Raw genomic sequence first — 22,503 nt, forward strand, 5'->3', positions numbered from 1 at the left:
CCCGGCGCGCGGGCCGCTGCGGCTCGCGGCGGTGACGACGGCCGCCGATCAGGTGCTTCCCGCGCTGCTGGCGCCGTTCCGGGCGCGCTGGCCGGACGTGGAGCTGGCGCTGGAGGTGGGTCCGCGGCGGCAGGTGTGGAGCAGCCTCGCCGCGCACGAGGCCGACCTCGTCCTCGCGGGCCGGCCGCCCGCCGACGTCCCGGCGACGATCCTCGCGCTGCGCCCGAACGATCTCGTCGTGGTCGGCGCGCCGGACGTCGCCGCCGGGTTCGCCCTGGCGCGGACCCCCTGGGTGATGCGCGAGCCCGGGTCGGGCACGCGCGCGACCGCGGACGCCTACCTCGCCGAGCGGGACGCCTCCCCGCCCCGGCTCGTCCTCGGCTCGAACGGCGCGGTGATCGCGGGCGCCGCGGCGGGCCTCGGGGTGGCGCTCGTCTCACGGGACGCGGTGGGGACGGAGCTCGACGCGGGCCGGCTAGTGGTCGTCGATGCACCCGCCATGCCGCTCGACCGACCCTGGCACGCCGTCGCCGGGCCCGCGCCGACCGCGACGACGCTGCTGTTCGTCCGGCACCTGCTGGAGGCCCCGGGCTGGACCGCCCCTCCGGCCGCCTAGGACTGGCTCCACATCGGCACCGACAGCAGGAGCAGGCTGACCCCGATCAGGACCATGGAGGTCAGGCCCCCGCCGTCGGCTCCCGGGACGGTCTCCGCGCGGCGCCGGTCATGCCGGACGAGCGAGCGCGCGAACCACGCCAGGAGGAGCAGGGCGACGGCGTCGATCAGTACGGCAAGCCACTTCACGCCCAACGTCCTCCCTTGACGGTAGGCCACATTAGGCCACGGAGCCCCTCGGCCGGGGGCGTACGGCACCTCACGGCGTGCCGTCCCGGTTCGTTGCTTTCGCTCGGGTAAGGGCGGTTTCTACCGCCGCGGGCGGAGTGCGGTCGCTCACATCCCCGGCCCGGCGCGCGACCGCGGCCAGCGGACGCGACAGAATCGGGTTCGGCCACCGAAGGGGGTACCCATGACCGCCGACCGCCCATACGACATCGTCCTGTTCGGCGCCACCGGCTTCACCGGCGTCCTGACCGCCGAGTACCTGGCCGAGCACGCCGATCCCGGCACGCGCTGGGCCCTGGCCGGGCGCAACCAGGAGAAGCTGGCCGCCGTGCGCGACCGGGCCGCCGCGCTCAATCCCGCGTGCGCCGACCTGCCCCTCCTGCACGCCGACACGACCGACGCCGCGTCCATCGAGGACGTCGCCCGCTCCGCCCGGGTCGTCATCACGACCGTCGGCCCCTACGTCCAGTACGGCGAGCCCGTCGTGGCGGCGTGCGCGCGCGCCGGGACCGACTACGTCGACCTCACCGGCGAACCCACGTTCGTCGACCGGATGTACGTCAAGTACCACCAGGAGGCCGTGCGCAGCGGCGCCCGGATCGTTCACGCCTGCGGGTTCGACTCGATCCCGCACGACCTCGGCGCCTACTTCACCGTCAAGCGGCTCCCCGAGGGCGTCCCGCTGCACGTCGAGGGATTCCTGCGGGTGCGCGGGGACGCGTCCGGCGGCACCCTGCACTCGGCCGTCGGCATCTTCGCCGACACCGCTGGGATGCTCCGCGCCGAGCGGGAGCGGCGCAGGCTGGAGGGGCGTCCCGAGGGCCGGACGGTCCGCGTCTCGCGCCGTCCGACGCCGAAGGCCCGGATCGGGGGCGGCTGGACGCTGCCGCTGCCGACCATCGACCCGCAGATCGTGGTCCGCTCCGCCGCCGCGCTCGACCGGTACGGCCCGGACTTCACCTACGGCCACTACCTCGCCGTCAAGCACCTGGCCACCGCCGCGGGCCTCGCCGCGGGGTCCGGGGCCCTGCTCGCCCTGGCGCAGCTCCCGCCCGCGCGCTCGCTGCTGCTGCGGGCCCGCCCGCCCGGCGACGGCCCGTCGGCGGAGCGCCGCGCCCGCAACTGGTTCAGCGTGAAGTTCGTCGGCGAGGGCGGCGGCGAGCGGGTCGTCACCGAGGTCGCGGGCGGCGACCCCGGCTACACCGAGACGGCGCGGATGCTCGCCGAGTCCGCGCTCTGCCTCGCCCACGACGACCTGCCGGACACCGCGGGACAGGTCACCACCGCCACCGCGATGGGCGACGCCCTCATCGACCGTCTCGTCAGGGCCGGGATCACGTTCCGCGTCCTCGAAGGGAAGTGAGCCGGGCTCAGCGGCACGGGGTGTAGGGCTCGGCGGTCAGGTCGTGGTCGCCGCCCTTCTTGATCGTGCTGAGGTTCCAGGACGCCGACCGGGCGGTGCGGCAGAACGCGAGCGGGTCGCCGGGCTCGCGGGACGGCTCGTACTCCACGCCGAACACGGGCTTGCCCGCCCGCACGAACGGCAGCAGCGTGCCGCACTCGTCGTTCTCCCAGCACTCCTCGTTGACCGCGAAGTCGAACGCGGAGACCAGCTCGGGGATCTGGCCGATGTCGTTCTTCAGCCCTGCCGCCAGCCCGTACCGGTGCGCGAGGGCCGCGAGAGCGCGGTTGAAGGTCAGCTGCGCCTCGGCGCCGATGTCCCAGCCGGTCGTCTCGGTGCCGTCCTCGTGGGCGTTCACGATGTCGAACTCGACCCCGTCGAACCCGGCCTCGACGCACTTGCGCACCCGCGCCTCCTGCATCTCCAGCAGGAAGTCGCGCTGCCCCTGGTCGTTGTTGACGTTGGCGTAGTTCTCGTCCGGGAAGCCGGGATAGGGCCTGCCGATCAGCGACCCGCCGTGCGCGTCGTTCCACTCGACGAACCGGCGGTAGTCCGGACGCCCCTTCTCGACCGACCCCGCGGCCAGGTAGCAGATCGCCTTGCCGCCTCTCGCGTGGATCGCCTTGACGGCGGCGGTGTTCGGCGTGGAGTTGTTTCCCACGGCGGACGAGTCGGCGTACAGGTCGATGTCGAAAACCTCGGGTCGGACGCACGCGCCCCCGCCGTACGGCTTCGCGCAGACGTCGACGTCCACCCCGCCCGTAGCGCGCAGGGACGGATTTCCGGTCAGCTGGTACTGCCATCGGCTGCCTACGGCCGGCTTCCACATCGCCTTGCCAGAACTCGTCCGCGCCTGGCCAGTCTGTGCGTGGCTTCTCGCGTCCTCGTCAGGGGACGATCCGCCTCCACATCCGGCCGCAGCTCCCAGAAGCACCACCAGCACCATCAGTACCCGCACGACACCACGCCCCCCGTACCGCTCTTACCGTCAGGTCTCCTCGGCCACTGTCGCACTCCCGCCGGTGGACGCGCGGCGGCCGGGGATGGGGATGACGGCCTCGACGGTCGTCCCGACGCCCGGCCTGCTCGTCACGACCACCCGTCCGCCGAGCAGTTCCGCCCGCTCAGTCATGCCGCGCAGCCCATATGAGTCCGGACGGCGGCCCCGGTCGGCGCGTCCGGCCAAGCCAGGACGGCCGCCCGCCAGCCCGGAGCGCCCGCTCTGCGCGTAGACGTCCCGGACCGAGAAGCCCGTGCCGTCGTCGGTGACCGTGAGCCGGACGCGGTCCGCGGAGTGCTCCAGCAGCAGGTCGACGCAGCTCGCGGAGGCGTGCCGCTGGCTGTTGCCGACCGCCTCCTGCGCGATGCGGTACAGCGCGGTCTGGACGTGGTCGGGCAGCGCGTCCTCCAGCTCGCCCTCGACGGTCACCGTGACGTCGAGCGGGCCCGACGGCGCCGGGCCGCCGCCCGCCTCCCGGGCGAGCGTGGCCAGCGCCGCGGGCAGGCCCAGGTCGTCCAGCACGGGCGGGCGCAGGCCGCCGATGGCCGCGCGCGTCTCCGCCGCCGCGAGCTCGCAGAGCCCCCGCGCGATGATGATCTGCGCGAGGCCCTCGGGATGGTGCTCGGGCAGCGCCCGCTCCGCCGCCGACAGGTGGAAGCCCAGGCTGGCGAGCCGCTGCGCGATGCCGTCGTGGATCTCGCGGCTCAGCCGCGACCGCTCCGCCTCCTGCGCCTCCAGGGCCCGCTCGGCGAACCACTCCGCCGCGTGCTCGCGCTCGCGGGCGGTCCGCAGCCGCCGGCACGAGCACAGCACCGGCGCGAACAGCTCGGCGAGCGCCGTGACGAGGTCGAGGTCCTCCGCCGCGCACGGTCCCGCCGACCGCACGTCCAGGACGGCGATGACGGTGTTCCCGCTGTGGACGGGCACCGCGGCGCCGCGCCCGTCGGTGTGGACGCGGGTGCGGCCGTGCGCGGCGGCCCGTCCCACGTCGCCCTCCCCCAGCGGGACCGGCGGGCCGGACCACTCCAGCGCCCGCCCGTCCTCGTCCAGCACGTACACGTCGCAGAACGTCAGCGCCCGCGCGGACCGGACGACCAGCCCCGCCAGCTCCTCCGCCATCCGCGGCAGCTCCCGGTCGGAGCAGGCCACGGCGACGATGCGGACGAGCAGGTCGTTGCCGCGCCCGGCGAGCGCGTCGGCGGGCGTCCCCCCGGTCACCGGAACAGCCCCTCGCGGAGCGCGACGGCGATCGCCGCCGACCGGTCGGCGACCTCCAGCTTGCGGTAGAGCGCGCGCAGATGGCTCTTCACCGTCTCCTCGCTCAGCACGAGCCGCGCCGCGATCGCCTTGTTGGACAGCCCGCCGACCAGCAGCGACAGCACCTCGCTCTCGCGCTGCGTGAGCCCGCGGTTCGCGCCGGGCCAGAACTCGCCGCGGGTCAGCCGGGCCGCGGTGACCGCCATCCGCCCGGCGAGCGTCGGATCGACGACCGTCTCGCCCTGGGCGACCTCCTCCAGGCGCCGGACGAGCTCCGGGCCGTCCACCCGCTTGAGCAGGTAGCCGCCCGCCCCGGCCCGCAGCGCCTCGAAGACGTACTGCTCGTCGTCGTAGACGGACAGGAACACGACCCGCGCCTCCGGCACCCGCCCGGTCAGCGCGCGGCAGAGGTCGAGGCCGCTCTCGGGCCCCAGCCGCACGTCCAGCAGGACGACGTCCGGCCGGAGGGAGGTGACGAGCCGGGTGGCCTCCTCCCCCGTCCCCGCCTGCCCCACCACCCGCACGCGACCGGCGAATCCGGCCAGCATCGCCTGGAGGCCGGCGAGGATCATCTCATGATCGTCCACCAGGACGACGCGTACGGGGACTCCCATCCCGGCACGATAACAACCAGAAGCTACTGACCAGTAGCCCCTGTGCGGCAGGGCCTGAGCGGGTTCACCCCCGCTCTCCCCTGAATGGGGGAAGACCGCCGGAGCGCAACCCCCGTACTCTCCATGGCGAAAACTGAATTCCGCAGGACGGAGGAGCCAGGTGCCCCATCGGATCGTGCATATGCTCCGGGCGCGCGAGTCGGGCCGCCGCCCCGTCATGCTCGCCATCGCCGGGGACAGCGCGGCGGGCAAGACCACACTGACCAGGGGGCTTGTGCAGTGTCTGGGGGCGGACCGGATGACCGCCGTCTGCGTGGACGACTACCACCGCTACGACCGGGCCGAGCGGGCGGGCAAGCCGTTCACCGCCCTGCACCCCGACTGCAACCACGTCGACATCATGGAGCAGCACCTGCAACTGCTGTCGATGGGCGAGCCGATCCTGAAGCCGGTCTACGACCACGCGACCGGCGAGCTGGTCAGGCCCGAACTGGTGGAGCCGCGCGACTTCGTCATCGTCGAGGGGCTGCTGCCGCTGCACACCCGCCTCGCGCGCGCCTGCTTCGACATCACGGTCTACCTGGACCCGCCCGAACCGCTGCGGCACTCCTGGAAGGTGCGCCGCGACTGCGACAAGCGCGGCTACGAGCCCGGCCAGGTGCTCGCCGAGCTGGCGCGGCGCGAGCCGGAGAGTGCCGCCTACATCCGGCCGCAGCGCCGGTGGGCCGACATCGTCGTGCGGTTCGCGCCGGTCGCCGGACGGCTGGACCCGCCGGGCACCCCGCTCTCCGCCGAGCTCCTGCTGCGCCCGACGATCGACCACCCGGAGCTCGCCGACGTCCTGGAGAGCGCGCCGGAGAGCGAGAAGGCCATGCATCTGCGGCTGCACCGCGACACCGACGGCCGCCCGGTCGACGCCCTGCACGTCCACGGGTACGTCTCCCCGGAGGAGTCGCAGGTCGTCAAGAAGGCCATCTGGGAACGGCTCGGCCAGCGCACCGGCACGGTGCTGCCCGACCCCGACGCCCTGGGACGGCTGGGCGACACCGGCACCAGCGACCCCCTGGCGATCACGCAGCTCCTCCTGCTCTACCACCTGCTGGACGCCGACCACCGGCAGGCCGCCTGAGGCACGCCGCCGGGCGGCCGCACGGACGGCCGCACTGGCGGCCGCCGATCGGCTCCCAAGTCCCGCGGGCGCGCGGGGAGGCCCCGAGGTCCGGACCTGTGCCTCGGGCCGCGCGCACCGCGGCCGCCAGGAGGGCATCCCAGCCGGGCGCATGGGTTGCCCTCCTGGCCCTTCCCGTAGGCACCTGCGCGGTCAGGCGCCGGCTGGGAGTTCGTGCCAGGGGATCTCGGGGCGGTCCGGGGCGACCACGGCGAGCGACTGGCCGCCGCGGATCCGCTCGTCCGGCTCGGACGCGAGCCGGAAGCGGGCGTTCGGGCGGTGCGACTCCCCCACCGCGAGGAGCGTGCTGCCCCGTCGCAGCAGGAAGATCGCGACGTCCAGGCGCGACCACTCGCCCGCGTCCTCCGGCACGTCCACCCGGAAGAGGGTCGAGTCGGCGTCGAGCGTGCTCGCCAGGTTGTGGTAGATCGAGGCCACGCCGGGGTTGCGGATCGCGACCGCGACCACGGCGGGGTCGTCGATGTCGACGGGCTCGATGTCCGGGCCGATCAGCCCGAGCGCCTCGGTGATCTCGGCGCGCCGGCCACCGTCGTGCACCCCCGCCAGCAGGTGGACGGACGGGTTCCCGCCGCGCCGCAGGTAGGCGGCCACGTGCAGCATGACCCGGACGGTCTCGTCGTCCGTGCGGCCGACGACGACCACGGTCCGCGCGGCCTCCACGCAGGCGCGCTCGAACGCCGTGTCGTCGAAGGCGACGACGTCGTACAGCTCGGGGTCGGGGTTCTCGCCGGTGAGCTGGTCCGGCCAGAAGACCGTGACCACGGGCGTCTTCGCGAAGTGGGGGTCGGCGCGCAGCTGGCCGATGATGGCCCGCAGGCCCTCGCGGTCGTAGCCGACGGTCACGACGTGCCGCCGGTGGTGCAGCCGAGCCAGGCCGTTGGCCTTCAATGTCCTGCCCTTCGCCATCCAGAGCGTCAGCTCGGCGAACAGCACGAGCCCCGCGGTGAGCCCGGCCATGATGATGATCGCGCCGCCGATCCGGCCGCCCGCCGAGGTGGGGAACAGGTCGCCGTACCCGGTGGTGGTGCCGCTGACGAAGAAGTACCAGACGTACTCGTGCGGCTTCTTGATCTTGGCGCCGGGCTCCTCGAACACCGCGATCAGCAGCCAGCCGGTCAGGAACGCGCCCAGCAGCACCAGCGCGGGCGCACGCCAGGACCGCGCGGCGATGCGGTGGACCAGGCGCATGAGCACGATCGGCATTCGCGCAGCGTGACAGGGGGACGAATGCGACGTCAAGCCTCAAAAGCCGTGGTCAGCGCGATATCCCGCCGCCTCCGGGCCCGGCATCACCGTGCGTGAAGGCGTCCCGGGCCGTGCCGTGGCCGAAGGCGGCCACACCGGGACCGCCCGCCGTACCAGCGCCGCCCACCGGTCTCCCTTCGCGCGGGCGCCCGGATCGCGCCGCTCGTCCGGTCTTCCTCCGCGCGGGCGCCCGGATCGGCCGCTCGTCAGCCGACGGGGCCGCGCTTGAGGACGCGGTTGAGCGCCGCCGCGACCTCCTCCGACAGCCCGCCGTCACCCGACGGGCCGCGATCACCGGACGCACCGCCGGGGCCGGCGCCGGAGCCGCCGCCGGGCGGGCCACCGCCGGGCGCCGTCCGGGAACGCACCAGGTCGGCGGGGGGCGGATCGTCCCGGACGGCGTCGCGCGTGTGGCCGCAGTCGCGGCACTCGATCTCGCCGAGCCGGCACACCAGCGCGGCCGAGCCGCAGGCCGAGCAGCGGTCGAGATCGGCCGCCCAGTCGCAGGCGGCCTGGCAGTCCGGGCAGACCAGCACCTGGTGATCGGCCCGGACCCCGCGCTTCCAGGGGCTCGCGCCGCGCACGGGGTCGGTCTGCCGCGCCCCGCAGCGGAAGCAGGGCATCACACCTCCAGGGGTGCGGGGGCCGGGCCGGCCGCGGGCTCGCGCCGCGCGGCCGGAACCGGCCGGTTCGCCTAGAGCCCGGCGAGCGCCGTGCGGTACTCGTCGAGGTCGCGTGCGTCCGGGATGGCGTTCTCCACCTTCCAGCGGACGACGCCCTGCGTGTCGATGATGAACGTGCCGCGCGTGGCGACGCCGCGCTCCTCGTCGAACACGCCGTAGCGCTGCGCCACGCCGCCGTGCGGCCAGAAGTCCGACAGCAGCGGGAACTGGTACTTCTCCTGCTCGGCCCAGGCGCGCAGGGCGAACATCGAGTCGACGGAGACGGCGAGGACCTGGACGTCGTCGCCGCCCAGGGTGGGGAGCTCGTCCCGGATCTGGCAGAGCTCGCCGGTGCAGACCCCGCTGAACGCCAGCGGGTAGAACACCAGGACGACGTTCTTCTCACCACGGAAGTCCGACAGCTTCACCGGGGCGCCGTGCTGGTCCTTCAGCTCGAAGTCCGGTGCGGCGTCGCCTACCTTGACCGCCAAGATGCCTCTCCCGCGGTTCGTCCCCGCGCGCGGCGGGGTAACGGCCGTCCCCACGGGCGTGGGAACGCGCACCAGTCTGCCACCCCCGCTTCGGCGGCGCGCGGACCGGGCGCCCGCTTTCGGCCCCGCTGACGACCGTCCGGTCACACGCCGGACGGCCGCACGGGAGGACCGGGGCTACTTGCGGGCCTTGGGCGCGACGAGGCGCGTGCCGGACCACTCCTTGGCGGCGCTGATGCTGCTCGTCTGGGAGAGGCCGGCCGTCTGCGCGGCCTCGCCGATGTCGCTCGGCTCGACGTGGCCGTCCCGGCCCGCCTTCGGCGTCAGCAACCAGATGGTGCCGCCGCCGGTGAGCGGGATCATGGCGTCGGTCAGGCCCTCGAACAGGTCGCCGTCCTCTTCGCGCCACCACAGCAGCACGATGTCGACCACGTCCTCGTAGTCCTCGTCGACCAGCTCGTTCCCCGTGACGGCCTCGACGGATTCGCGCAGCTCCTCGTCGACGTCGTCGTCGTAGCCGATCTCCTGCACCACCTGGCCCGCCTTGAGGCTCAGCCGTTCGGCCAGGCTGCGCTCAGTCTGCGCCTGACCCGCGGTCGCGCTCACGAAAGTCCTCCCATGGTCGTCAATCCCGCACGGTGCCTGATGCACGGTGCATATCCGGCCCCCCGGACGGGTGGCCCGCCCACACCAGTGCGGTGTTTGCGGGACAGTCCACACAAGTGGGGGCCCCTCGCGCAAGTGTCTTCCCGGCTTTTGGCGGCCTCATTGGCCCGATTACGGTTGCGGCCGTCACAGGACACCCACAGAGAGTGACATTCCACGCTTTTCCCTAAAGCAATCCACGCTCATCCCTTAAGCATCGACAACCTGACCTGCCGGTCGGGATTGTCGACATTGAGATCGACGAGCGCGACGGACTGCCACGTCCCGAGCGCGAGCCTCCCGTCGAGGACGGGGATCGTCGCGAACGGCGGGACGAGCGCGGGCATAACATGCGAGCGGCCGTGCCCGCGCGAGCCGTGGGCGTGCCGCCACCGGTCGTCGGCCGGCAGCAGGTCGCCGAGCGCGGCCAGCAGGTCGTCGTCGCTGCCCGCGCCGAGTTCGAGGATCGCCACGCCCGCGGTCGCGTGCGGGACGAACACGTGCAGCAGCCCGTCACCGCCCTGCGCCGCGGCGAACCGCTCGCACTCGCCCGTGATGTCGTGCACGGTCTCCTTGGAACCGGTGGACACCCGGACCACGGTGCTCTCCATGATCAGTGGTGTACCCGATTCCGCGGCTCCCGCACTACCCGTCGGCGCCCTCCGTCCGGCGGGCGCTCTCGACCACGGCGTCGGGCCCCGGGTAGACCAGCGTCTGGTGGCCGTCGTCGAACCGGACCAGGTACGGCGGGCGGCCGCCGGGGCCGCGCACCTCGATGATCTCGCCTTGCCGGTCGGCCTGCCCGACGACGTTGCCGTGGACGTGCAGGCGGTCTCCGATGTTCGCGTTCATGCCTCTCCAAGCTCGCTTCGGCCCGCCGCATGGGACGGGACGTACCGGGCATGGTTGCCGTTGCTCCCACCTTCGTACGTCCGGCGGGCGCCGTCGAGAGGTCGTCCGCGACGATCTCCGGGCGAACCCGGAACGATCTTGAGGCGCTCCCGGCGCCCCGGAAGAACCGCCTCAGGAGGCTCCCGAACCCCGGCTGACCGGGGAGAATGGTTACCGGTTGGTAGAGATGCGTTAGCCGTCATAAACGGCGACGATGGATCACGAACCGAGGCGACGAACAGTCTTGCCAGCGGGCCCGGCGGCCTCCCGGACGGGAGGCACGAGCCCCACCAGCAGAGACGGTAAGCACAGAGGGGACCCCGTGGCTTCCGGACGTCAACGCTTTTCGATCATCAGCGACGGCCTGCCGAGCCAGCTGCCCGACATCAACCCGGACGAGACCCGGGAGTGGCTGGAATCGCTGGACACGGTCATCAAGACCGAGGGCCGGGGCAGGGCCCGCTACGTGATGCTCAGGCTCCTCGAACGGGCCCGCGAGCTCCAGGTGGGCGTGCCCGGCCTGCGGAGCACCGACTTCATCAACACGATCCCGCCGGAGTCCGAACCCTGGTTCCCCGGCGACGAGCACGTGGAGCGGCGCATCCGCGCCTACATCCGCTGGAACGCCGCGATCATGGTGTCGCGCGCGAACCGGCCCGAGCTCGGCGTCGGCGGCCACATCGCCACCTACGCCTCCGCCGCGTCCCTCTACGAGGTCGGCTTCAACCACTTCTTCCGCGGCAAGGACCACGGCGAGTCCGGCGACCAGGTGTTCATCCAGGGCCACGCCGCGCCGGGCATCTACGCCCGCGCGTTCCTGGAGGGCCGCCTGCCCGAGGAGAAGCTCGACGGGTTCCGGCAGGAGCGGTCGCACCCCGGCGGCGGCCTGTCGTCCTACCCCCACCCGCGGCTCATGCCGGACTTCTGGGAGTTCCCCACGGTCTCCATGGGGCTCACCGCGATCGACTCGGTCTACCAGGCCCGGTTCAACCGCTACCTCTACAACCGCAAGATCAAGGACACGTCCCGCTCGCACGTGTGGGCGTTCCTCGGCGACGGCGAGATGGGCGAGCCGGAGTCGCTCGGCGCGATCGGCCTCGCCGCCCGCGAGGAGCTCGACAACCTCACCTTCGTCGTCAACTGCAACCTCCAGCAGCTCGACGGCCCGGTCCGCGGCAACGGCAAGATCATCCAGGAGCTGGAGTCGTTCTTCCGCGGCGCCGGCTGGAACGTCATCAAGGTCATCTGGGGCCGCGACTGGGACCCGCTGCTCGCCCAGGACGTCGACGGCGTCCTCGTCAACCAGATGAACACGACCCCGGACGGCCAGTTCCAAACGTTCACCGTCGAGACCGGCGAGTACATCAGGGAGAAGTTCTTCGGCGCCGACCCGCGGCTCCGCAAGATCGTCCAGCACCTCTCGGACGACGACCTGCGCAAGCTGTCGCGCGGCGGGCACGACTACCGCAAGGTCTACGCGGCCTTCAAGGCGGCCCGCGAGCACGTCGGGCAGCCGACCGTGATCCTCGCGCACACCATCAAGGGCTGGACGCTCGGCTCGGACTTCGAGGCCCGCAACGCCACCCACCAGATGAAGAAGCTCACCAAGGCCGAGCTGAAGGAGTTCCGGGACCGCCTCTACCTGGACATCCCCGACTCGGCGCTGGAGGCGCCCCTCCCGCCCTACTACCACCCGGGCGAGGACTCCGACGAGATCCAGTACATGCGCGAGCGCCGCGCCGCCCTCGGCGGGTTCCTGCCGAAGCGGACCGTCCGGGCCAAGCCGCTGAAGCTGCCCGGCGACCCCGTGTACGCCGAGCTGAAGAAGGGCTCCGGCAAGCAGAACGTCGCGACCACGATGGCGTTCGTCCGGCTGCTCAAGGACCTGATCAAGGACGAGAACCTCGGCGCCCGGTTCGTCCCGATCGCCCCGGACGAGTACCGCACGTTCGGCATGGACTCGCTGTTCCCCACGTCCAAGATCTACTCGCCGCACGGGCAGACCTACGACGCCGTGGACCGCAAGCTGCTCCTCTCCTACAAGGAGTCCGAGCAGGGGCAGATGCTGCACGAGGGCATCAGCGAGGCCGGCTCGATGGCCTCCACGATCGCCGCGGGCACGTCCTACGCCACGCACGGCGAGCACATGATCCCCGTCTACATCTTCTACTCGATGTTCGGGTTCCAGCGGACCGGCGACCAGATGTGGGCGCTCGGCGACCAGATGGGCCGCGGGTTCCTCCTCGGCGCCACCGCCGGCCGCACCACGCTCACCGGCGAGGGCCTCCAGCACGCCGACGGCCACTCCCCGCTGCTCGCCGCGGCGAACCCGGCGTGCGTCCACTACGACCCGACCTGGTCGTTCGAGCTCGCGTACATCGTCCAGGACGCGCTGCGCCGCATGTACGGCTCGTCCGAGGAGCACCCGAACGGCGAGGACGTCTTCTACTACCTCACCGTCTACAACGAGCCCTACCAGCAGCCCGCCGAGCCCGAAGGCGTCGACGTCGACGGCCTCCTCAAGGGCCTGTACCGGTACAAGACCGCCCCCGAGACCGTCTCCGGCAACGGGGAGGCCCCGAAGGCGCAGATCCTCGCGTCCGGCGTCGGCGGCCGGTGGGCCCTCGAAGCCCAGCGCCTCCTCGCCGAGGACTGGGGCGTCGCCGCGGACGTGTGGTCGGCGACCTCGTGGAACGAGCTCGCCCGCGAGGCCCGCGACTGCGACGAGTGGAACCTGCTGCACCCCGACGCGGAGCAGCGCGTCCCCTACGTCACCCGGACCCTGGACAACGTGCCAGGCCCGATCGTCGCCGTGTCGGACTTCATGCGCGGCGTCCCGGACCAGATCGCGCCCTGGGTGCACGGCGACTACTCCTCGCTCGGCACCGACGGCTTCGGCTTCTCCGACACCCGCGCCGCCGCCCGCCGCTACTTCCACGTCGACTCGGCGTCGATCGTCCTCGCGGTCCTGACCCGCCTGGCCCGCCACGGCGAGGTCAAGCCGGAGACGCTCCAGCAGGCGATCGAGCGCTACAACCTCAACGCCGACGTCAGCGCCGTCTTCGCCGGCGGCGTAGGCACCGCCGAAAGCAACACCGGCGGAGAAGCCTGATCCGAGGACGGCAACGATAGGAGTTGCGGAGGTGTAGGCCGCAACTCCCATCGACCGTCAGCGAAGGGCCCCGGAGACGACTCCGGGGCCCTTCGTGCACTCGGCACGCGATGGACTACAGCTTGAAGACGCCGAACTCGTTGCCCGCCGGGTCCTGGAGGTGGGCGAAGCGGAGGCCGTTGGCGTTGCTCTTCGGCGCGATGACGACCTTGCCGCCGTTCTTCTCCGTCTGCGCGCAGGTGGCGTCGACGTCCTCGACCAGGACGAAGAAGATCGCGTGCCTGCCGGACGGGTCGGGCACGTGCGCGAGACCACCGCTCGCCTGCTCGGCACCGGCGTAGCTGACCAGGTCGTAGCCGGTGTCGTCGGGGTCGGTCGCGAACTGCCAGCCGAACAGGTCGCCGTAGAACCTGCGGGCCTCCTCGGGCGCGTCGGTGCCGACCTGGAACCACGCGACGGTGTTGAACGCCGGAACAGTCATCTTTTCTCTCCCTCGAACGCTGTTGGCACCAGCGTCGGGGACTCCCGCGACAGCCCCCTGTCGGTGTTTCCGAACAAGATCCGACCCACCGACCGGAACTCCGCCCACACCACGGTGCGGTCTCCGTGGGCGCGGAACCCCCAGCTCTCCACGAGGGCGTCCACGACCCGCAGCCCGCGCCCGCTCTCCCCGCCGTTCTCAGCCCTGACCTGCGGACGCCTGCCGCCCGCGCCGTCGTCGGCCACCTCCAGGCGCACGACGCCCCCGCCGGCCAGCAGGGTGACCGTCACCCGTCCGCCGTCACCCGACGCCGTGTGGGCGACCGCGTTGCAGACGGTCTCGCTCATGACCGTCACCATGTCGTCCATCCTCGGATGGTCGGGGGGCATCAGGTCCCGCAGGAACTGCCGCGCGTGCGCCACCGACCTCCCGACGCCCGGAAGCGTGAGCGCGCCGACCACGACCAGACCGCCGGACCTACCCGTCTCGGGCGCATCCATCGTGCGCCTCCCCTCGTTTCGGAAACGCCCGCCACATTCGCCGCCCGATGCCCTCGTGTCAGGGACCCTGAACGTTTCCCGACTGAACGTTCAATCGGCCTCCGTTCCGTGTACACACCGACACGCTCGGTGACATTGTTGAAGGATGCCTTCCGGTAACGCCCCCACCGTCCGCCAGCGCCGGATCGGCTCGGCGCTCCGTAAAGCCCGCGACCACCACCACCTGACCGTCGCCACCGTGGCCCGCCGCTTCGGCCGCTCCCAAGGCTGGATGAGCATGGTCGAGAACGGCCTCCAGGCCATCGCCCCCGACGAACTCGCCGACCTCCTCGACCTCTACGGCATCGAGGACGGCCCCCTCCGCGAATCCCTCCTCCACCTCGCCACCCACAAACCAGGCACCTGGGTCCGCGCGTACGAGTACCGAATCTCCGCCGCCGCCCTAGACCTGGCCAGCCTGGAAGAGGACGCCGCCGAAATCCGCACTTTCCAATTCGGCCTCGTCCCAGGGCTCCTCCAAACGCCCGACTATGCCCGGAAGATCATCGCGATCGGCAGTGCCAAGCATCCGCACGATGTCAAGACGCTGGTCGACTTCCGGCTGTCGCGCCAGCGGTTGCTAAGCCGCCCGAACCCGCCCCGCTATGTTCCGATCATCGCGGAGGCGGTGCTCCGCAATCAGGTCGGCGGTGATCCGGCGATCATGCGCGCGCAGGTGCGGCGGTTAACCGAGGCTGCCCGGCTGGATCACGTGGAACTCCGTGTCCTTCCTTGCAGGGCCAGCGAGTACATCGGGCTCACGTCCCCCTACCACTTGCTCTCCCTGCGCCCGCCTGGGCGGCTCACCATATCGGTGGTCGACCAACACAATGAGAGCATCTTCGTGGAGGACGAGCACAAGGTCGCGGTGCACGAGGACATCTTCAAGCAACTGCTCGGAGCGGCACTCAGCAGAACCGCTTCGCTCGAACTCATCGAGGGGGTAGCGTCGCAATCATGAGCACCTCCGGACTGCCCCAGCCCCGCTGGCGCAAGAGCAGCCATAGCGGCGCCCACGAAGGCGAGTGCGTGGAGGTCGCCGACTTGAACGGGCGCGTCGGCATCCGCGACAGCAAGAACCCCGCCGCGGGGCAGCTCACCCTCACCCGCCAGCACTTCACGGCTCTCCTCGCTCGCGCGCTCGAACACGGCTGATCTCTGCGCGTTACAGGGCGTTTGGTCCCGGATTCCTGAGTCAGGTGCCGCGCCATGTGGGTGTTGCTTGGCTGGTGAGGCGTCGGCTCATGAGGTCGATGGCGGCGAGGTGGATCATGGCTTCGGAGCGGGCGGGCAGGGCTTCGTAGTCGCGCACCAGGCGGCGGTGGAGCATGAGCCAGCCGAAGGTGCGTTCGATGACCCAGCGGCGGGGTTGGACGACGAACCCTCTGGTGGCGGGGTCGCGGCGGACGGTTTCGGCGTCGATGCCCAGGCGGGCGGCGTGGTCGATGAATTGGGTGCGGTAGGCGGTGTCGGTCCAGGCCTTGGTGATGGTCGGGTGCGTGGCGGCGGCGCTGGTCAGCAGCTGCTCCCCGGCGGTTGCGTCTTGCACGCTGGCGGCGGTGACCAGCACCGCCAGCAGCAGCCCGAGGGTGTCGGTGATGATGTTGCGTTTGCGTCCGACGATCTTCTTGCCGGCGTCGAAGCCGCGGGTGCGGGCGGGCACGGTCGTGGCGCTTTTGACGCTCTGGGAGTCGATGATGGCGGCGCTGGGCTCGGCGTCGCGGCCGTCCTGCTGGCGGACCAGACGGCGCAGCAGGCCGGTGAGCTCGGTGAAGACGCCGTCTTTTTGCCAGGCGGCGAAGTAGGAGTAGACGCTGGCCCAGGGCGGGTAGTCGTGCGGCAGGTAGCGCCAGGGGATGCCGGTGCGGTCGACGTAGAGGATCGCGTTCATCAGGGCGCGTAGGTCGTGTTCGGGTGGGCGGCCGATGTCCAGGGCGTGCCGGCGGCGTGCGGCGCGCCAGGCGGTCAACGTCGGTTCGATCAGTGCCCAGCGTTCGTCGGACAGGTCGCTGGGGTAGCGGCGTGGTTGGCTCATGTCCTTGGCTTACGCCGGCCACACCGGCATGCCCAGCGGTATGCATCCACCCGGCCAGGAAACCTCGCATCGTCCCTCATCTTGGGACCAGACAGGATGAAGTAGGCATGACCGTGCAGAACACGGTGTGCTCACGCCACCGGACGCACTGCGGCCTCATCTGACATCGCATGCCACACGAAGATCACCCGACAAGACACCACGTAACAGACGCAACTCGGACCAAACGCCCTGTTAGTGCGTGTTGAAGATCTGCTGAGCTCCTGGTTGAGGGCGTTGATCGGTTCTCGGCTGGACTGGGGTACGGCGCGCTCGGATCTGGTGGTGTCTGCCATGAGGGGACTGGTGAACCGGCCACCGGCAGCCTGCATCCCGAGCGGCCGCTACGGCTACGGGCGCGATAAGAGGGTAGATACACAATGTGAATGAAACATCACATAGAGTAATCGATCTGACAGCGAGCCAGGCGTGGAGCAGGCTGGCGCGGGGGAACCGTGCGTGGGTCACCGGAGATCGCGACTACCCGCACCAGAGCGCAGAGCGGCGGCAGGAGGTCGCTCGGGCGCAGCATCCGTTTGCTGTGGTGGTGTCGTGCATCGACTCGCGGGTGCCGCCGGAGATGGTGTTCGATCAGGGCATCGGTGACCTGTTCGTCGTACGTACCGCGGCGCCGACCGTCGATGACCTGGTCGCCGGTTCCGTCGAGTACGGGCCGGTCGAGGACGCCACACCGCTCATCGTGGTCTTGGGCCACCAGCGGTGCGGAGCGGTCACGGCGGCGGTGGAATCGATCGGGCACGGGCATCGGCTGCCGTCTCATCTGGACGTCATCGTGGAATCGATCAGGCCCGCCTACGAACAGGCCCGCGCCAAGGGCGGTGATCTCATCGACCAGACCGTTCGGGCGCAGACCTTGCAGACGGTCGCCACGCTGACCGCCGATCCGGCGTTGTCACCACGCATCGACACCGGCGAACTCGGCGTCGTGGGCGCCTACTACAGCCTCGACTCCGGCCAGGTGTCCGTCCTCAGCTCGTCTTTCAAGCTCTGAGCTGAGAATGCCTCGTTGCGGTGTGGTCGTTGTCGGACCGAGTCCTACAGTGGCTCCTGGTGAGGCACGCGAGCGGGCCGCCGTCTACTCCTGCGTCGGCGCCATGCACTCTCACCACGAGGGGGCTCGGCGTGGGGCGCGGGTCAGGCGGCGGGTCATCTGGATGATGGCCGACCAGGTGACCATCACCAGTACCTGCAGCCCGCCGCCGTCCACCATCAGATGCCGCTTGCGCCCATTGATCCGCGGAAGCTGTGGTCGTTGGCCTCGGTGGCCGGCCACGCGCGGACGACGCGCCCATCGACCACGACCGCCAGCTTTTCCACGACGGCGAGGTACTTGTACCCCATCGGGATCTCGTCGTAGATGGAGCTCGGTACCACCCGGTCGCCTCCCGGTACCCAGCCGCGTGCCTCCACCACGTGCTGCGTACGGGCCTCATCGACGTCGAACGGGTCGAGTCCATCCCTCGGGGTGTCGTACTTCAGCCTCGTTGGCGGAATGCGCGGTGTGACCATCCGTCAATTCTTATTCGGTCCGGCCGATCCCGGCGCGTTAGAAGGACTCGCCGTAGTGGTCTTCTGCGCGGAGGCGGTCGTACTCCTCGTCCCGGCGGATGGCGAGGCATTCTTCGCAGGTGACCTGTCTTGGGTCGTCGCGGATCAGATTTTCGGTGACGTACTGGCGGCAGCGCGTCTGGGCGATGTCGTTCTTGACCTTCTCCGGCAGGTGGTAGACGGGCTCCGCTGACTCGCTCATGTGCAGAGGCTCTCAGACGAATTCGAGGGGGCGGGCGACGTAGTCGACGGGGTGGTCGGGGCCGAGGTCCTCGAAGCGGCGTTCGGGGGCGGTCTCGTCGAGGAGGGCGGCGCGGCGGACGCGGTCGATGCGGAAGACGCGGGTCTCCTCGCGGAGGCGGCACCAGCCGAGGAAGTACCAGCGGCGGGAGGCGGCGGTGAACGCGACGGGTTCGACGTCGCGTTCGGTCTCGCGGCCGGACGCGTCGACGTAGCCGAGGCGGACGACGCGGCGCGCGTACATGGCCTCCTCTAGTACCGCCGGGACGGAGACGGGTTCGCACGCGTCCGGCGGGGTGAGGAAGTGGATGCGCTCGGCCAGCTCGCGGGCGGAGGCGCCGTCGCCCGCCGACATCGCCGCCACGATCTTGTGCAGGGCGGTGCGGGCGGAGCGGGAGAACGGCGAGCCCTCCGCGCGGGCGAGGGTGATCGCGACGGCGACCGCCTCGGCGGGGGTGAAGTTGAGGGGCGGCAGCGTGCGGCTCTTGTCGAGGGTGTAGCCGCCGCCCCGGCCGACGTCCGCGAAGATCGGGACGCCGGCCTGCTGGAGCGCGCCGATGTCGCGCTCGATGGTGCGGACGCTCACCTCGTACCGCGCGGCCAGCTCCCGCGCGCTGACCCGGCGCGGCGCGCAGGCCCGCAGCTCCTCCACGAGGGCGTACAAGCGGTCGGTGCGGTTCACGCGGCGACCGTACGCGCCGCCTCCGACATTCCGGGGCGGTCAGAGGCCGCGAAGGAAGCCGATCAGCGCATCGTTGACCTCGGCGGGGCGTTCCTGCTGGGTCCAGTGGCCGCAGCCGGGCAGCCAGACGGTGTCGCGGAGGCCCGGCACGATGGTGTGCATCAGGTCGATGGCCTTGCGGGCGCCGGGCGTGGTGACGACGGGGTCGCGGTCGCCGGCGATGTAGAGGGCGGGCGTCCGGATGGGGGCGTCGTGCCAGGCGGCGGTGAGCTCCCAGTTCCGGTCGAGGTTGCGGTACCAGTTCAGGGGGCCGGTGAAGCCGCTCTCCGCGTACTCCTCGACGAACACGGCGATGTCGTCCTCGGTCAGCCAGCCGGGCAGCTTGTCGGGCGCGGGGCTGATGTCGAGGAAGCCGCCGTCCTCGGGGTAGACGGGGGTGCGCACGGGGCCGTCGCCGGACGATCCGGCCAGCGCGCGGCGGAAGGTGTCGGCGCGGTCGCGGTCGAACTCCGCCTCCGGGGCGCCCGGCCGCTGGAACTGGACCATGTAGTACCGGTCGCCGTACGCGCGGCGCATCAGCTCGACGGGCGGCCCGGCGGTGCGGCGGCGGTGCGGGACGGAGAGGGCCGCGACGCCGCGCAGCCTGTCGGGGCGGAGCTGCGCGGTGGCCCAGGCGACGGGCGCGCCCCAGTCGTGGCCGACGACGACCGCCTGCTCCTCGCCGAGGGCGTCGATGAGCGCGATCACGTCCCCGACGAGGTGCAGGATCGTGTACTTGTCCACCTCGGACGGGCCGCCCGTGCGGGCGTAGCCGCGCTGGTCGGGCGCGACGGCGTGGAACCCGGCGTCGGCGAGGGCGGTGAGCTGGTGCCGCCAGGAGTACCAGCACTCGGGGAAGCCGTGCAGCAGGACGACGAGCGGCCCCTCGCCGGCCTCGGCGACGTGTGTGCGCAGGCCGGTCGCGGGCTCGACGAAGCGATGCGTGATGCCGGTCATCGGGACCTCCGGTATCGGTCGGCTGGGCGCGCCCGCGCTACACGCTAACCGTCGGCCGCGGCGGCCTCGTTCGCGGGTCCGGCAAATCTCCCGAACGGGTCCGTGAAGGCCGCCCGCGCCTGTGGCCCCTCGCACGGACGATCACGAGGATGGGTGTCCCGGGCGCGGCCAGCAGGCCGACCAGGCGGCGCGCACCGTCCGGGTCGCTGTGAGGCCGTCCCATACCGTTCGGGGGCGGATTGTGTGCTCGGGCCACATGGGACGCCGGGGTGCGCCTTCGTAGGTTCTGCGCATGACGAGCGTGACATCGGGGCCCGCGCCGGCCTCCGCCGCGGGGACGCCGCCGGCACCGGACCTCGCGGGACGGCGCGCCCTGGTCACCGGCGGCGCGGGCGGCATCGGGCGGGCCTGCGCCCGGCGGCTCGCGGCGGCGGGGGCGCACGTGGTGGTCGCCGACATCGACCGGGCGGCGGCGGAGCGGACGGCAGCCGAGATCGGCGGGACGCCGCTCGCCGCCGACCTGGCGGAGGTGGAGGCGCTCGGCGGGATGGCCGTAGGCGTCGACATCCTGGTCAACAACGCGGGCGTGCAGCATGTGGCGCCTCTCCACGAGTTCCCTCCTGAGACGTTCGCGCGGATCCTGCGGTTGATGCTGGAGGCGCCGTTCCGGCTCGTCCGGGACGCATTGCCCGGCATGTATGAGCGGGGGTGGGGGCGGGTTGTGAACATCTCGTCCGTGCACGGGTTGCGCGCGTCGCCATTCAAGGCCGCGTACGTCGCGGCCAAGCATGGGCTCGAAGGGCTGTCCAAGGTGATCGCCTTGGAGGGCGCTCCGTACGGCGTGACGTCGAATTGCGTCAACCCGTCCTATGTCCGGACGCCGCTGGTGGAGGGGCAGATTGCCGACCAAGCGCGCGCGCACGGCATGGCTCCGGACGAGGTCGTCGAGCGCGTCATGCTGGAGCGGGCGGCCGTGAAGCGGCTGATCGATCCGGACGAGGTGGCCGAGCTGGTCGCGTACCTGTGCTCCGCGCGGGCCGCGATGCTGACCGGTGCCTCGATCGCCCTCGACGGCGGCTGGACGGCACGCTGACAATGGCGCGTATGACCTGCGGCGTCTTCCTCGAACTGCTCGCCCGCGAGGCGTCCCCCGTCGAGTTCGAGGGGCCGCTCGTGGAGGCCAGGGCCGCGGGCGCGTCCCCGGCCGTCCTGGAGGAGCTGGAGGCGGCCAAGCTCGCCGCCCTGCGGGTCCGGACGGTCATGCGCCGGCACGCCCGCCGGGAGGCGGAGCTCGCGGCGCTGTTCGACACGGCGGGCGACCTCGCGGCGCTGCGCGGGCTGGACGCCGTGCTGAAGGCGATCACCCGGCGGGCGCGGCGGCTGCTGGGCGCCGACATCTCCTACCTGACGCTCAACGACGACGAGCGCGGCGAGACGTACATGCGGGTCACCGACGGGTCGGTGTCGGCGGCGTTCCGGCGGCTGCGGCTGCCGATGGGGACCGGGCTGGTCGGGCTCGTCGCGCAGACCGCGATGCCCTACACGAGCGCCCACTACCTCGGCGACACGCAGTTCCGGCACCGCGGCTTCATCGACGACGCGGTCGCGGAGGAGGGCATCGTCGCGATCCTCGGCGTGCCGATGCAGCTCGGCAGCCGGGTCATCGGCGTGCTGACGGCCGCGAACCGCAGCGAGCGCCCGTTCGACCAGGAGGAGGTGGCGCTGCTCGGCTCGCTGGCGGCGCACGCGGCGATCGCCATCGACAACGCGCGCCTCCTGGAGGAGACCCGTACCGCGCTGGAGGAGCTGAGCGCGGCCAACGAGGTCGTGAAGGCGCGGAGCGCGGCCGTCGAGCGGGCGGCGCGCGCGCACGACCGGATGACGGCGGTCGTCGTGCGCGGAGGCGGAGTCGAGGACGTAGGGGCCGTCGTCACCGAACTGCTAGGCGGCACCCTGCACGTCCTGGACGCCGATGGACGGCAGCTCGCGACCACGGGTGCCGAGTCGGCCGGCTTGGACGACGCCGAGCTGGCCGGTGTCTCGGCCTCGGCGCACTCTGCGCGCGCGCAGGGACGCACGGTCCGGCGGGGCGATCTGTGGATCGCGTCCGTGTCGACGGGTGACGAGATGCTCGGCACGCTCGTCCTTCGGCTCCGGGGTGAGGTGTCGGACGCCGACCAGCGCATTCTCGAACGGGCCGCGCTGGTCACGGCGCTGCTGCTGCTGTTCCGCCGGAGCGTGACCGAGGCGGAGGGCCGGGTCCGCGGCGAGCTGCTCGACGATCTGCTGTCCGGGCGCCCGTCGGACGCCGAGGCCGTCACGGCGCGGGCACGCCGCGTCGAGGTGGACCTCAGCGGCCCGCACGTGGTGCTGTCCGCGCGGCACGGGTCGCGGGAGCTGCGCCAGCGCGCGGCGTTCTGGGCGTCGTCGCACGCGGCCGTCGAGCACGGCCTGGCCGCGTCGCGGGGCGAGGAGATCGTCCTGCTGCTGCCCGGCGACCGGCCGGGGGACGCGGCGCGCCGGGTCGCGAAGGAGCTCGGCGCCTCGCTCGGCACCGCCGTGACCGTCGGC

At 71.9% G+C, this 22,503-nt stretch carries 26 protein-coding genes; 9 read left to right on the forward strand and 17 right to left on the reverse strand.

Annotation, left to right across the window (positions count from 1 at the left end):
- Nucleotides 1-616: LysR substrate-binding domain-containing protein (locus E1300_RS33360; protein ID WP_131761096.1), on the forward strand; the 616-nt coding region annotated here is incomplete at its 5' end.
- On the opposite strand, the gene E1300_RS33365 is transcribed toward E1300_RS33360, so the two are convergent.
- The gene (locus E1300_RS33365) at nucleotides 613-804 is read right to left on the reverse strand and encodes a hypothetical protein (RefSeq protein WP_131761097.1); all 192 of its coding nucleotides are present in this window, start codon (nucleotides 802-804) and stop codon (nucleotides 613-615) included. The genes E1300_RS33360 and E1300_RS33365 overlap by 4 nt on opposite strands.
- 223 nt (nucleotides 805-1,027) lie before the next feature.
- On the opposite strand from E1300_RS33365, the gene E1300_RS33370 reads away from it, so the two are divergent.
- The gene (locus E1300_RS33370; protein ID WP_131761098.1) at nucleotides 1,028-2,206 is read left to right on the forward strand and encodes a saccharopine dehydrogenase family protein; all 1,179 of its coding nucleotides are present in this window, start codon (nucleotides 1,028-1,030) and stop codon (nucleotides 2,204-2,206) included.
- Between the two features lie 7 nt (nucleotides 2,207-2,213).
- Here E1300_RS33370 and E1300_RS33375 read toward each other — a convergent pair whose 3' ends face one another.
- From E1300_RS33375 to E1300_RS33385, 3 genes are read right to left on the reverse strand one after another with little or no spacing between them, the layout of a single operon-like run.
- Nucleotides 2,214-3,191 carry an endo alpha-1,4 polygalactosaminidase gene (locus E1300_RS33375; RefSeq protein ID WP_306440690.1) on the reverse strand — a complete coding sequence of 326 codons (978 nt, stop codon included), beginning with the start codon at nucleotides 3,189-3,191 and terminating at the stop codon, nucleotides 2,214-2,216.
- A gap of 42 nt (nucleotides 3,192-3,233) precedes the next feature.
- Nucleotides 3,234-4,463, reverse strand: a complete 1,230-nt coding sequence (locus E1300_RS33380; protein ID WP_242619547.1) for a GAF domain-containing sensor histidine kinase — start codon at nucleotides 4,461-4,463, stop codon at nucleotides 3,234-3,236.
- Nucleotides 4,460-5,116, reverse strand: coding sequence for a response regulator (locus tag E1300_RS33385; RefSeq protein WP_131761100.1), 657 nt, complete (start codon nucleotides 5,114-5,116; stop codon nucleotides 4,460-4,462). The genes E1300_RS33380 and E1300_RS33385 overlap by 4 nt, the downstream gene beginning before the upstream one ends.
- Nucleotides 5,117-5,276: 160 nt before the next feature.
- Between E1300_RS33385 and E1300_RS33390 the strand changes: the two genes are divergently transcribed.
- Nucleotides 5,277-6,245, forward strand: coding sequence for a phosphoribulokinase (locus tag E1300_RS33390; protein WP_242619548.1), 969 nt, complete (start codon nucleotides 5,277-5,279; stop codon nucleotides 6,243-6,245).
- A 192-nt stretch (nucleotides 6,246-6,437) separates the two neighbouring features.
- On the opposite strand, the gene E1300_RS33395 is transcribed toward E1300_RS33390, so the two are convergent.
- The 6 genes from E1300_RS33395 to E1300_RS33420 form a co-directional block, all read right to left on the reverse strand.
- A complete protein-coding gene (locus tag E1300_RS33395; protein WP_131761101.1) occupies nucleotides 6,438-7,508 on the reverse strand; it encodes an ion channel in 1,071 nt (356 codons plus the stop codon).
- A 248-nt stretch (nucleotides 7,509-7,756) separates the two neighbouring features.
- Nucleotides 7,757-8,173 carry a hypothetical protein gene (locus E1300_RS33400; protein ID WP_131761102.1) on the reverse strand — a complete coding sequence of 139 codons (417 nt, stop codon included), beginning with the start codon at nucleotides 8,171-8,173 and terminating at the stop codon, nucleotides 7,757-7,759.
- A 71-nt stretch (nucleotides 8,174-8,244) separates the two neighbouring features.
- A complete protein-coding gene (locus E1300_RS33405; protein ID WP_131761103.1) occupies nucleotides 8,245-8,703 on the reverse strand; it encodes a peroxiredoxin in 459 nt (152 codons plus the stop codon).
- A 177-nt stretch (nucleotides 8,704-8,880) separates the two neighbouring features.
- Entirely contained in the window at nucleotides 8,881-9,309 is a 429-nt protein-coding gene (locus E1300_RS33410; RefSeq protein ID WP_131761104.1) for a DUF3052 domain-containing protein, read from the reverse strand.
- Nucleotides 9,310-9,551: 242 nt separating this feature from the next.
- The gene (locus E1300_RS33415) at nucleotides 9,552-9,959 is read right to left on the reverse strand and encodes a secondary thiamine-phosphate synthase enzyme YjbQ (protein ID WP_131761105.1); all 408 of its coding nucleotides are present in this window, start codon (nucleotides 9,957-9,959) and stop codon (nucleotides 9,552-9,554) included.
- A 34-nt stretch (nucleotides 9,960-9,993) separates the two neighbouring features.
- The gene (locus tag E1300_RS33420) at nucleotides 9,994-10,200 is read right to left on the reverse strand and encodes a DUF1918 domain-containing protein (protein ID WP_131761106.1); all 207 of its coding nucleotides are present in this window, start codon (nucleotides 10,198-10,200) and stop codon (nucleotides 9,994-9,996) included.
- Between the two features lie 361 nt (nucleotides 10,201-10,561).
- On the opposite strand from E1300_RS33420, the gene aceE reads away from it, so the two are divergent.
- On the forward strand, nucleotides 10,562-13,351 hold the full coding sequence (aceE, locus tag E1300_RS33425) for a pyruvate dehydrogenase (acetyl-transferring), homodimeric type (RefSeq protein ID WP_131761107.1): 2,790 nt from the start codon (nucleotides 10,562-10,564) through the stop codon (nucleotides 13,349-13,351).
- A 115-nt stretch (nucleotides 13,352-13,466) separates the two neighbouring features.
- On the opposite strand, the gene E1300_RS33430 is transcribed toward aceE, so the two are convergent.
- Nucleotides 13,467-13,832, reverse strand: a complete 366-nt coding sequence (locus E1300_RS33430; protein WP_131761108.1) for a VOC family protein — start codon at nucleotides 13,830-13,832, stop codon at nucleotides 13,467-13,469.
- A complete protein-coding gene (locus tag E1300_RS33435) occupies nucleotides 13,829-14,332 on the reverse strand; it encodes an ATP-binding protein (protein WP_131761109.1) in 504 nt (167 codons plus the stop codon). The genes E1300_RS33430 and E1300_RS33435 overlap by 4 nt, the downstream gene beginning before the upstream one ends.
- A gap of 145 nt (nucleotides 14,333-14,477) precedes the next feature.
- Between E1300_RS33435 and E1300_RS33440 the strand changes: the two genes are divergently transcribed.
- Nucleotides 14,478-15,332, forward strand: a complete 855-nt coding sequence (locus E1300_RS33440) for a helix-turn-helix domain-containing protein (RefSeq protein ID WP_131761110.1) — start codon at nucleotides 14,478-14,480, stop codon at nucleotides 15,330-15,332.
- The gene (locus E1300_RS33445) at nucleotides 15,329-15,526 is read left to right on the forward strand and encodes a DUF397 domain-containing protein (RefSeq protein WP_131761111.1); all 198 of its coding nucleotides are present in this window, start codon (nucleotides 15,329-15,331) and stop codon (nucleotides 15,524-15,526) included. The genes E1300_RS33440 and E1300_RS33445 overlap by 4 nt, the downstream gene beginning before the upstream one ends.
- Before the next feature lie 40 nt (nucleotides 15,527-15,566).
- Here the strand turns inward: E1300_RS33445 and E1300_RS33450 are convergent, their stop codons facing one another.
- Nucleotides 15,567-16,406: an IS5 family transposase gene (locus E1300_RS33450; protein ID WP_131761112.1), complete on the reverse strand. Its 840-nt coding sequence runs from the start codon at nucleotides 16,404-16,406 to the stop codon at nucleotides 15,567-15,569.
- Between the two features lie 583 nt (nucleotides 16,407-16,989).
- Between E1300_RS33450 and E1300_RS33455 the strand changes: the two genes are divergently transcribed.
- A complete protein-coding gene (locus tag E1300_RS33455) occupies nucleotides 16,990-17,457 on the forward strand; it encodes a carbonic anhydrase (RefSeq protein WP_207400092.1) in 468 nt (155 codons plus the stop codon).
- 218 nt (nucleotides 17,458-17,675) lie between these two features.
- Here the strand turns inward: E1300_RS33455 and E1300_RS33460 are convergent, their stop codons facing one another.
- The 4 genes from E1300_RS33460 to E1300_RS33475 are packed head-to-tail and all read right to left on the reverse strand — an operon-like array spanning nucleotide 17,676 to nucleotide 19,932.
- Complete coding sequence (locus E1300_RS33460; protein WP_131761113.1) at nucleotides 17,676-17,975, reverse strand: hypothetical protein; 300 nt, start codon at nucleotides 17,973-17,975, stop codon at nucleotides 17,676-17,678.
- 37 nt (nucleotides 17,976-18,012) lie between these two features.
- The gene (locus E1300_RS33465) at nucleotides 18,013-18,216 is read right to left on the reverse strand and encodes a hypothetical protein (protein WP_131761114.1); all 204 of its coding nucleotides are present in this window, start codon (nucleotides 18,214-18,216) and stop codon (nucleotides 18,013-18,015) included.
- A 12-nt stretch (nucleotides 18,217-18,228) separates the two neighbouring features.
- Entirely contained in the window at nucleotides 18,229-18,936 is a 708-nt protein-coding gene (locus tag E1300_RS33470) for a helix-turn-helix transcriptional regulator (protein ID WP_131761115.1), read from the reverse strand.
- A 39-nt stretch (nucleotides 18,937-18,975) separates the two neighbouring features.
- A complete protein-coding gene (locus E1300_RS33475) occupies nucleotides 18,976-19,932 on the reverse strand; it encodes an alpha/beta fold hydrolase (protein WP_131761116.1) in 957 nt (318 codons plus the stop codon).
- Between the two features lie 292 nt (nucleotides 19,933-20,224).
- Here E1300_RS33475 and E1300_RS33480 point away from each other — a divergent pair, with 292 nt between their 5' ends.
- Both E1300_RS33480 and E1300_RS33485 read left to right on the forward strand, forming a co-directional pair.
- Nucleotides 20,225-21,025: a 3-hydroxybutyrate dehydrogenase gene (locus E1300_RS33480; protein ID WP_131761117.1), complete on the forward strand. Its 801-nt coding sequence runs from the start codon at nucleotides 20,225-20,227 to the stop codon at nucleotides 21,023-21,025.
- A gap of 11 nt (nucleotides 21,026-21,036) precedes the next feature.
- Nucleotides 21,037-22,503, forward strand: a 1,467-nt coding sequence (locus E1300_RS33485) for a GAF domain-containing protein (protein WP_242619549.1), incomplete at its 3' end; no start/stop codon positions are given.

The organism is Actinomadura fibrosa, from assembly GCF_900659615.1.
In the GTDB taxonomy this organism is placed as follows: Bacteria; Actinomycetota; Actinomycetes; order Streptosporangiales; family Streptosporangiaceae; genus Spirillospora; species Spirillospora fibrosa.

Coding starts and splice junctions, on each gene's coding strand:
- E1300_RS33480 (WP_131761117.1), top strand. CDS start 20,225: ATGACGAGCGTGACATCGGGGCCCGCGCCGGCCTCCGCCGCGGGGACG.
- E1300_RS33435 (WP_131761109.1), bottom strand. CDS start 14,332: ATGGATGCGCCCGAGACGGGTAGGTCCGGCGGTCTGGTCGTGGTCGGC.
- E1300_RS33460 (WP_131761113.1), bottom strand. CDS start 17,975: ATGGTCACACCGCGCATTCCGCCAACGAGGCTGAAGTACGACACCCCG.
- E1300_RS33450 (WP_131761112.1), bottom strand. CDS start 16,406: ATGAGCCAACCACGCCGCTACCCCAGCGACCTGTCCGACGAACGCTGG.
- E1300_RS33445 (WP_131761111.1), top strand. CDS start 15,329: ATGAGCACCTCCGGACTGCCCCAGCCCCGCTGGCGCAAGAGCAGCCAT.
- E1300_RS33395 (WP_131761101.1), bottom strand. CDS start 7,508: ATGCCGATCGTGCTCATGCGCCTGGTCCACCGCATCGCCGCGCGGTCC.
- E1300_RS33375 (WP_306440690.1), bottom strand. CDS start 3,191: ATGGTGCTGGTGGTGCTTCTGGGAGCTGCGGCCGGATGTGGAGGCGGA.
- E1300_RS33415 (WP_131761105.1), bottom strand. CDS start 9,959: ATGGAGAGCACCGTGGTCCGGGTGTCCACCGGTTCCAAGGAGACCGTG.
- E1300_RS33475 (WP_131761116.1), bottom strand. CDS start 19,932: ATGACCGGCATCACGCATCGCTTCGTCGAGCCCGCGACCGGCCTGCGC.
- E1300_RS33465 (WP_131761114.1), bottom strand. CDS start 18,216: ATGAGCGAGTCAGCGGAGCCCGTCTACCACCTGCCGGAGAAGGTCAAG.
- E1300_RS33430 (WP_131761108.1), bottom strand. CDS start 13,832: ATGACTGTTCCGGCGTTCAACACCGTCGCGTGGTTCCAGGTCGGCACC.
- E1300_RS33440 (WP_131761110.1), top strand. CDS start 14,478: ATGCCTTCCGGTAACGCCCCCACCGTCCGCCAGCGCCGGATCGGCTCG.
- E1300_RS33385 (WP_131761100.1), bottom strand. CDS start 5,116: ATGGGAGTCCCCGTACGCGTCGTCCTGGTGGACGATCATGAGATGATC.
- E1300_RS33400 (WP_131761102.1), bottom strand. CDS start 8,173: ATGCCCTGCTTCCGCTGCGGGGCGCGGCAGACCGACCCCGTGCGCGGC.
- E1300_RS33370 (WP_131761098.1), top strand. CDS start 1,028: ATGACCGCCGACCGCCCATACGACATCGTCCTGTTCGGCGCCACCGGC.
- E1300_RS33420 (WP_131761106.1), bottom strand. CDS start 10,200: ATGAACGCGAACATCGGAGACCGCCTGCACGTCCACGGCAACGTCGTC.